Source organism: Actinocrinis puniceicyclus, assembly GCF_018283645.1.
Classification (GTDB): Bacteria; Actinomycetota; Actinomycetes; order Streptomycetales; family Catenulisporaceae; genus Actinocrinis; species Actinocrinis puniceicyclus.
The window spans coordinates 1-9310 of the sequence record NZ_JAGSXH010000169.1 but is presented as its reverse complement, the minus strand read 5'-3'; the positions used below and the strand labels follow the sequence as shown (position 1 = coordinate 9310).

General features: G+C 72.2%; 8 protein-coding genes. All 8 read right to left on the bottom strand.

The features are described from left to right. A partial coding sequence (locus tag KGA66_RS26445) for a transposase (protein WP_211471841.1) occupies positions 1-346 on the bottom strand: 346 nt, incomplete at its 3' end. Positions 347-747: 401 nt separating this feature from the next. Continuing rightward, the gene (locus KGA66_RS26440; protein WP_211471839.1) at positions 748-2259 is read right to left on the bottom strand and encodes a hypothetical protein; all 1512 of its coding nucleotides are present in this window, start codon (positions 2257-2259) and stop codon (positions 748-750) included. A gap of 180 nt (positions 2260-2439) precedes the next feature. Beyond that, positions 2440-3885, bottom strand: a complete 1446-nt coding sequence (locus KGA66_RS26435; RefSeq protein ID WP_211471837.1) for a carboxyl transferase domain-containing protein — start codon at positions 3883-3885, stop codon at positions 2440-2442. Between the two features lie 28 nt (positions 3886-3913). Further along, the gene (gene fabF, locus KGA66_RS26430) at positions 3914-5152 is read right to left on the bottom strand and encodes a beta-ketoacyl-ACP synthase II (protein ID WP_312887085.1); all 1239 of its coding nucleotides are present in this window, start codon (positions 5150-5152) and stop codon (positions 3914-3916) included. 205 nt (positions 5153-5357) lie between these two features. Next, entirely contained in the window at positions 5358-5603 is a 246-nt protein-coding gene (locus tag KGA66_RS26425) for an acyl carrier protein (RefSeq protein WP_211471833.1), read from the bottom strand. A 98-nt stretch (positions 5604-5701) separates the two neighbouring features. After that, positions 5702-6703: a beta-ketoacyl-ACP synthase III gene (locus KGA66_RS26420; RefSeq protein WP_211471831.1), complete on the bottom strand. Its 1002-nt coding sequence runs from the start codon at positions 6701-6703 to the stop codon at positions 5702-5704. 2 nt (positions 6704-6705) lie between these two features. Further along, positions 6706-7917: an acyltransferase domain-containing protein gene (locus KGA66_RS26415; RefSeq protein ID WP_211471829.1), complete on the bottom strand. Its 1212-nt coding sequence runs from the start codon at positions 7915-7917 to the stop codon at positions 6706-6708. Between the two features lie 80 nt (positions 7918-7997). Continuing rightward, entirely contained in the window at positions 7998-9143 is a 1146-nt protein-coding gene (locus KGA66_RS26410) for a PucR family transcriptional regulator (RefSeq protein ID WP_369015970.1), read from the bottom strand. Positions 9144-9310 lie beyond the last annotated feature (167 nt).

Genomic DNA, 9310 nt, shown 5'->3' with positions numbered 1-9310 from the left:
ACTGACGATCCCACCGACACCGTGAGCACCAACGCCCTGCCCGGCTGACCCCGGGCAGGGCGTTTCCGTCACCATGCGGCCCCAGCATCGATGCCGCCGACATCCTCATCTTCAACGTCGGGCAACACCAGGTCCCGTCCCGGCAGTACCGCCGATGCAGCTGGTAGACGGTGTTCCAATGACCGTAGCGCTCGGGTATCTCGCGCCACTGGGACCCGGTGCGGTACCGCCAGTTCACCCCGTCGATCTGCTTGCGCAGGTTGCGCGGCAGGCGCCCGAGCGGCGAGACCGGCAGATACCTGCGGATCCGCTCCCACTCACCGTCCGTCAAATCGCCTCGCGCCATGCACCAGTTGTAGCAGCATGACACGAGGCAAGACCGCAACCATCAACACCAGCATTCATTCCAAAACGCGGCCTAGTTCTGCCTTTTACCTTTCATGATCGTGGCCGGGCGGCTCTGCCGCCCGGTTTCTCGTGGCCGGGGCCGGGCCCGGGTCTGTGACCTGGGCCCTGGGACCGGCTCGCCGGTCTCGCTTGCTGCCACGCGGCTGTAGCCCCGGCGTCGATCTACCTTTCCCCGACCCGACGCCGGACGATGCGGTGACAGCACTCGAAGATGCCATCGGCGGCGAGCCCAGCCGGACGATGCGCGAATCCCGGAGGCCCTGTCGATCGGCGACACAGCGGCAGTGATCATCGGGCTTGGCAGCGGAACCGCGGACTCTACACTGAGCGCAGATTCCCTCAGCTGGACCGGGTGTTCTTCAGGTGGTGGCCGATGTAGCCGACGATGACACAGCCCGTGGGCCCGCTGGTGTCGTCGAGGTAGTGCAGCCGCGGCGCCACCTGGCCCGAACTGCCGATCTTGACATGGGCCCAGAACTCGGCGTACCCGGCCTCTGACACGCTCTTGGGCACCCGGAACCGGCGCTGTTCCGCCATCCGCGGGTCCTGACGCACCGTGTCGGACTCCTGCGCCGCGACCTGGGTGGCCGGGTAGATCCGGCCGCCGTGGCGCGAGTGCTCGCAGTACATGCGGAACCCGCCGCCGTCCCAGTCCCCGGAACGGCGCAACGCCACGTAGGAGTCGAGCGCCGCCAGCGCCTCGCGGGCCTTGGCGGCGAAGGTGGCGGCGTCCTTGTGCTGCCCGAGCGCGCGCATCGCCCCCTCCTCCGCGGTGATCATCAGGTTCGGGAAATCGCCGAAGGAGTCGATCAGCAGATCGAAGGGGCTCGGCTCCGGCTCGGAGGCCGCCGCGGCGTCCGCCTCGGACTCGGCCGACGCGTCCTGGGCCACGGCTCCGTCCGGACCGCACGGCTGCAACCGCCGGGCCAGCCGCCGCTGCTGCGCCGCGAGCGCGCGCTGCTGCTCGTTGGCCTGGAACAGGGCGTCGCCGACCTCGGCGAGCGGCTCTGGCAGCGGCGCGGCGGCCGTGGCCTGCCGGATCCGGTGAGTCAGGATCGCCTGCACCGCGTCCATCTCGGTTTCCAGCCGGTCACCCTTGAGCACCGGGTGCCGCTCCCCGTCCTCGCGGGAGGCCGGGTCCACCAGCGGGTGGAAGGTGCGCAGCGCGGCCGTGGTCCAGTGGTACTCGAACTCGTTGTTGAGCTTGTGCCCGGACTCGTCGTCGAGCAGGTACAACGACGCGATGCCGTGCAAGTACCGGGTCGCCTCGGTGAAGCGCTCCCGCCATGCGCGCGGATCGTCGCCGTCCCCGGGCACCGCGACCACCGCGGGCATCCGCCGGCCCGGATCGCAGAGCACATTGATCAGGTCGTCCACCAGGCGGGCGGTGACCGGCTGCGGGCTGGTGGTCAGCCTCGCCGGGCCGTCGGTGGCGGTCACCGCGTCGAGCACCAGGCCGGTCAGGTCCGGGGTACGCACCCGGTCGTCGATCGTGGTGGCGGGATCGGCGGGCCGGGCGGAGACCTCGATCAGGAAGTAGCCGTGTTCGCGCAACTCCTTGTCGGCGCGGCGGGAGAGCGAGACGAAAGTCAGCGAGGTGTACCAGTGCACCCCGGCCCGCGGCGCCTCCTTGAGCCGGTAGCGCACCGCCTTGAACCGGCCCGGCGCGGCCGCCTCGGTCTGGGTCAGCACCGCCCCGCCGCCGACCCGGTAACGCCCCGGCGAGGCCTCGAAGCCGGCGTCGAAGCCCTCGCGGGCCAGCCAGCGAGCCGTGCGCTCGGCGGCGATCTCAGGGCCTCGGTTCGCTTCCTTCCAGTCCACGCCGAACACCGAGCGGTATCCGATCCACACCGGGCAACCCTCCCTCCGCCGCGCATGATCCTTACGACCCGATAGGTACATACCCGATGGAGTCGACGAAACGCCACCCGCGGTCAGCGAACGGTCGCGCGGACACGCGGACCGGCGGCGGGCGCACGCCCGCCGCCGGTCCGCTCACCGCACGCGATCTTCGTGTATTGAGAGATAGTGTCACAGAGGGATGTTGCCGTGCTGCCCGCGGCGCTGCGGGGCCGCGGCGATCGCGGCGGCCAGCGCCCGGCGCGTCGCCGCGGGCTCGACCACCTCGTCCACGACCCCGATCTGTATCGCCCGATCCAGCCCTCCGGCCATCTTCTCGTGCTCGGCCGCCAGTTCCAGCTCCAGCCGCGGGCGCAGGTCGTCGGCGACCTCGGCCAGCTTGCGCCGGTGCAGCACCCGTACCGCGGCGACCGCGCCCATGACCGCGACCTCGGCCGTCGGCCAGGCGAAGACCCGGGTGGCGCCGAGCGCGCGGGAGTTCATCGCGATGTACGCGCCCCCGTAGGTCTTGCGGGTGACGAGGGTCACCCGCGGCACGACCGCCTCCGCGAAGGCGTGCAGCAGTTTCGCGCCGCGGCGCACCACGCCGTCCCATTCCTGGCCGACGCCCGGCAGGTACCCGGGCACGTCCACGAGCACGACCAGCGGCACCCCGAAGGCGTCGCACATGCGCACGAACCGCGCCGCCTTCTCCGCCGAGACGGAGTCGAGGCAGCCGCCGAGCCGCAGCGGGTTGTTCGCGATGACACCCACGGTACGGCCGCCGAACCGGCCCAGCGCGGTGACGATGTTGGGCGCCCATTTCGGGTGCAGTTCCACGCCGGAGCCGTCGAGCACACCGTTGACCAGCGGGTGTACGTCGTAGGCGCGCTTGGGCGAGTCCGGCAGCAGGCCCGCAAGGTCGCGGTCCGCGACCGCGTCCGGATTCATCGTCCCCTGGTCGCCCAGCAGCGAGGCCAGGCGCCGGGTCTGGGCGAAGGCGTCGTCCTCGGTGTTGGCTATCACGTGGACCACGCCGGAGCGGCGCCCGTGCGGCTCAGGGCCGCCGAGCCGGTCCATGTCCACCGCCTCGCCGGTCACCGAGCGCACCACCTCGGGGCCGGTGACGAACACCCGCCCGGCCGGGCCGAGCACCACGATGTCGGTCAGCGCCGGGCCGTAGGCCGCGCCGCCGGCCGCCGGGCCGAGCACCAGCGAGATCTGCGGGATCCTGCCGGAGGCCCGGGTCATCATGGCGAAGACCTGGCCGACCGCGTGCAGCGAGAGCACGCCCTCGGCCAGCCGCGCGCCGCCGGAGTGCAGCAGGCCGATCACCGGCACGCCGTCGGCCAGAGCCTTCTCGTAGGCGACGAGGATCGCCCGGCAACCCTCGTCGCCCATGGCCCCGCCCTGCACGGTCGGGTCCGAGGCGTAGGCGCACGCACCGGTGCCGTCGATCAGGCCGTGGGCCGCGACGAATCCGCACTCGTCGAAAGGTGTGAGCAGTTCTACGGTGCCCTTGTCGAACAGCCGGGCCAGCCGTTTGAGCGGGTTGCGCGGATCCTCGTCGCGCGGCGGCCTGGCCGGCTTCGCCGCGGGTGTGGTGTTCTTCTCGGACGTGGCCACCGCAGCGGTCATGAAGCACGCTCCTCGAAGCGACGGGTCGTCAGACGCGGCGCAGCGCCAGCACCACGTTGTGCCCGCCGAAGCCGAAGGAGTTGTTGAGAACGACCGCGGGACCGGCCGGGGTCTCGGCCGGCAGCGGCCGCGGCTGGACCCGCACGATGTCCAGGTCGACATCGTTGTCGAGGTCGTCGACGTTGATCGTCGGCGGCGCCAGCAGCTCGCTGAGCGCCTTGACCGAGAACACCGTCTCCACGCCGCCCGCGCCGCCGAGCAGGTGCCCGGTCATCGACTTGGTGGCGGAGATCGCCACGCCCGCGGCGGCCTCGCCGAGCACGGCGCGCAGCGCGGCCAGCTCGGCGACGTCACCCAGCGGGGTGGAGGTCGCGTGCGCGTTGAGGTGCACGATCTGCGCCGGCTCGATCCCGCCGTCGGCCAGGGTGTGGCGCAGTGCGGCGCTGATGCCCCGCCCGGTCGGCTCGGGCTGCGCGATGTCGTGCGAGTCCGCGGACATGCCGACCGCGGCGAGCTCGACGTACACGCGGGCGCCGCGGGCGGCGGCGTGTTCGGCGGATTCGAGCACGAGAATGCCGGCGCCCTCGCCGAGCACGAAGCCGTCGCGGGCCTTGTCATACGGCCGGGATGCGCGCTGCGGCTCGTCGTTGTTCTTCGACATCGCCATCATGTTGGCGAAGCCGGCGATCGGCAGCGGGTGGATCGGGGCCTCGGTGCCGCCGGCCACCACGATGTCGGCGCGGCCGTTGCGGATCATCTCCAGCGCGTAGCCCACCGCCTCCGAACCGGTGGCGCAGGCCGAGACGGGAGTGTGCACCCCCGCCTGCGCGCCGAACTCCAGCCCCACGTACGCGGCCGGACTGTTCGGCATGAGCATCGGGACGGTGCGCGGGGAGACCTGCCGCGCGCCCTTCTCCTTGAGCACGTCGTAGGCGTCCAGCAGCGTGATCACGCCGCCGATGCCGGAGCCGACCACCGCGCCGAGGCGCTCCGGGTCGACCTCGACTCCCTCCAGGCCCGCGTCGCGCCACGCCTCGCGGGCGGCGATCAGGGCGAACTGCGCCGAGCGGTCCAGGCGGCGGCGCTCCACCGGCTTCATCACCTCGCTCGGCTCGACCGCGACGCGGGCCGCGATGCGAACCGGCAACTGCTCGGCCCATTCCTCGGTCAGCGGCCTGACACCGGAGCGCCCGGCCAGCAGCGCCGCCCAGGAAGAGGCGACGTCACCGCCTAGCGGCGTCGTGGCACCGAGGCCGGTGACGACCACCGTGCGGCGGGATACCGCGCTGTTCGTTGACGCCGACAAGTCAGTCCCAATCTGTACGTACGCTGTTGACCGCGTTGCGGAACGGGGAAGGATGGGCGGGAGCAGTGCCCGGCCGGTGAGCCGACGGCGCCGACCGAGCACTGCGCCGAACCGGTCTTCGAACCAGTCCCGTCACGGCCACGTTCGAAGAGCCGCGAAGGCCGCCTCAGCTGCTGTGCGCGAGGATGTAGTTGACCGCGTCGCCGACCGTGTTGAGGTTCTTGACCTCGTCGTCCGGGATCTTCACGTCGAACTTCTCCTCGGCCGCGACGACGACCTCGACCATGGTCAACGAGTCGACGTCCAGGTCGCCGGTGAACGACTTGTCCAGCTGGACGTCGCTCTCCTCGATCCCGGCCACTTCGTTGACGATCTCGGCGAGGCCCGCGAGGACTTCTTCCTGGGTAGCCATTTTCAGCTTCCTTAACTGCTCGGAGTCGTTCGGCGCGAAGCTGACGCTGCGCGCCCTGGGAGGACCCGGACCGCGGCGCGGCCCAGGGCAGCGTACATTTACGGCAACACCACGACCTGCGCGGCGTACACCAGTCCGGCGCCGAACCCGATCAGCAGCGCGACGCCGCCGTGCGGGGCTTCGCCCTCCTCCAGCATCCGCTCCATCGCCAGCGGGATGGACGCCGCGGAGGTGTTGCCCTGCTTGGCGATGTCGCGCGCGACCGGCACGTGCTCCGGCAGCTTCAGCGCTCTGATCATCGCGTCGGTGATCCGGTTGTTGGCCTGGTGCGGGATGAAGGCGTCGAGCTGCTCGGCGGTGATCCCGGCCCGTTCCAGGGCCTTCTTGGCCACCGGGACCATCTGGTACGAGGCCCAGCGGAAGACCTGCTGCCCGGCCATGCGCAGCGCCGGGAAGCCGAGCTCGGGCCGCTCGCGCAGCGCGTCCCAGGTGAAGGTCTGGCCGATGGCGTCGAGCTGCGCGCCGTCCGCGCCCCACACCACCGGGCCAATACCAGGGGTCTGCGACGGTCCGACCACGGCTGCGCCCGCGCCGTCGCCGAAGATGAACGCGGTGGAGCGGTCGGTCACGTCGGTCAGGTCGCTGAGCCGCTCGACCCCGATGACGAGCACGTACTCGGCGGAGCCGCCGCGGATCATGTCCTGGGCGAGGGCCAGGCCGTGGCAGAAGCCGGCGCAGGCCGCGGAGATGTCGAAGGCCGCGGCGTTCTTCGCGCCGAGCTGGTTGGCCACGTCAACGGCCAGCGAAGGGGTCTGCGCCAGGTGCGTGACCGTGGAGATCACCACGCAGCCGAGCTGCTCGGGCTCGACCCCGGCGGCGGCCAGCGCCTTGCCCGCGGCGGCCAGCGACATCACGCCGACCGTCTCCTCGGCGCTGGCCCAGCGCCGCTCCTCGATTCCGGTGCGGGTTCTGATCCACTCGTCGGAGGAGTCGATCATCTCGCAGATCTGCTCGTTGGTGACCACGCGGGAGGGGCGGTAACCGCCTACGCCCAGGATTCTGGCGTGCGGAGCGCCGGTGGGGGACTGGATCTGCGTCATGCTCAGTTGACCTCGGCCTTCGGGTGGATACGCAACAGGGGCTGGCCGGGGGCGACCGGGTCACCGTTCTCGACGAGCCATTCGAGCACCGTGCCGCCGTGCTCGGCGACCAGGACGCGTTCCTCGCGGCGGGAGAGGACCGCGCCGACCTTCGCCCCGGGCGCCAGCTGCGCGCCGGGCTCGACGCTCTCGCCGCCGGGCACGCCGCGCTGCACGGTGCCGGAGAACGGGGCGACGACCAGGCGCCAGGTCGGGGCGGTGTCCAGAGTGTCGGCCGCGGGCTGCTGCTCGGCGTGCTCGGCCACGAAGGCGCGCGCCGCGTCGAGCTGGTCCGGGGTCTTGAGCGCGAAGGTCGCCACGCCCGGCAGCGCGCGCTTGGCCAGGCCGGTGAGCGTCCCGGCCGGCGGCACCTCCAGCAGGCCGGTCACGCCGAGCTCCCGCATGGTCTCCATGCACAGGTCCCAGCGCACCGGGTTCGCGACCTGACTCACCAGCCGCTGCACGACCTCGTGGCCGGAGTGCACCACGGCGCCGTCGCGGTTGGAGATGTAGCGCACCCGCGGGTCGCGCGCGTGGACGCCCTTGGCCAGCTGTTCCATGCGAGCCACGGCCGGGGCCATGTGCACGGTGTGGAAAGCGCCCGCGACGGACAGGCCGCGCAGTCTCGCCCCCTTGGGCGGGTCGGCCTGGAGCGCGGCCAGCTGCTCGACGGTTCCGGCGGCCACAATCTGCCCGGCGCCGTTGCGGTTGGCCGGGGTCAGTGCGTGCTCGGCCAGCTTCGCCACCACCTCGTCCGGGTCCCCGCCCAGCACCGCGGTCATGGAGGTCTGCGTCACGGCGGCGGCCGCGGCCATCGCCCGGCCGCGCTCGCGCACCAGCACCATCGCGGACTCGGCGGTGATCGCGCCGACGCCCGCGGCCGCGGTCAGCTCGCCGACCGAGTGCCCCGCGGCCGCGCCGATCCGGCGGTACTCCTCGGCCGGATGCGGGAAGAGGGCGAGGGCCGCGGCGAGGCCGGAGGCGACCAGCAGCGGCTGGGCGATCGCGGTGTCGCGGATCGCGTCCGCGTCCGCCTCGGTGCCGTAGTGGACCAGGTCGAGGTCGGCGACGGCGGACCACCAGGCGAGGCGGTCGGCCACGCCCGGCACCTCGAGCCAGGGCGCGAGGAAGCCGGGAGTCTGGGCACCTTGGCCGGGAGCGACGAGTACGAGCACGCTTCCATCTTCCGCGAAACCCGGGCCGCGACGGGCCCGGCGACGGGCACGAAGATCCGGTGGCCGCTTTTGTAGGAACCCTACAACTGCTTGCCGACCTCGGCCAGACGTCCCAGCACCAGGGCGACTTGCAGAGTGAAGGCGCTGCGCGCCTGAGCGGGCGTCAAGCCTGTGATGTCGGTCACGCGTCTGAGCCGGTAGCGCACGGTGTTCGGGTGCACGAACAGGATCCGGGCGGCGGCCTCGAGCGAGGCGGCCTGCTCCAGGTAGACCGACAGCGTCTCCAGCAGCGCGGCACCGGCTTCGGCCAGCGGCCTGTAGATCTCCTCTACCAGGACGGCCCGCGCGGTCTCGTCGGCGGCCAGCGCCCGTTCCGGAAGCAGGTCGTCCGCGGCCACCGGCCGCGGCGCATCCGGCCAGGCGGCGCAGGCGTGCAGGCCGCACAGCGCGGCATGCGCGGAACCCGCCGCCAAGGTCAGGTCCGCGACCACCGGCCCGACCACCACCGGGCCCGGCGCGAACTGCCCGGCCAGCGGACGCACCGCGGTGACCGGGTCGCCGTCCACGCCGCCGACGATGGCGATCAGCCGGTCGCCCTGCACTCCGGCGAGCACGGCGAGCTTCGCGTGCCGCCCGGCCCGGTGCATCGCGTCGACGACGGCTTCGGCGTCGTCCTGCGCGGCCTTGCCGACCATGACCGCGATGTCGCTGTGTGCGCCCCAGCCGAGCGCGGCGGCGCGGGAGCGCACCACGTCGTCGGCCTCGCCGCGCAGCAGCGCGTCGACGACGAGGGCTTCGAGCCGGGCGTCCCAGGCTCCGCGCAACTCGGCGGCCTGCGCGTAGACCTGCGCGGTGGCGAAGGCGATCTCCCGCGAGTAGCGCAGCAGGCCCTCGCGCAGCATGGCCTCCTCCTGCTCCCCCTGCGCCAGTTCGTGAATTCGGTCTTCGACCACTTCGATGGTGGTGCGCACCAGCTGCACGGTCTGCTGGAGGGTGACGGCGCGCGTGAGCTCGCGCGGCGCGGTACCGAAGACGTCGGCGGAAACCGCGGCCTTCTGGTCGGGGTGCCGGAACCACTCGGTGAACGCGGCGATACCCGCCTGAGCGACCAGTCCGACCCAGGAACGGTTCTCCGGCGGCATGTTGCGGTACCAGGCGAACTTCTGTTCCATCCGGGAGATCGCGGCGTTGGCGAGCGGACCGGTGGCTTTCTCCAGTCGCCGCACGGCGGCGGTGCGGTGCGGATCGGACCGCTGCGGTCCGGCGGCACGGCCCGGGCCGAGCGCGCTCGTCCCGCTTCCTGAGGCAGCCCCCGTCGTCTTGGTCCCGGCAGTCTTCGTCACGGTCACTACTCTCGCAGACCCGGAGGCCCGCCCGTCCCGCAGTCCGCGAC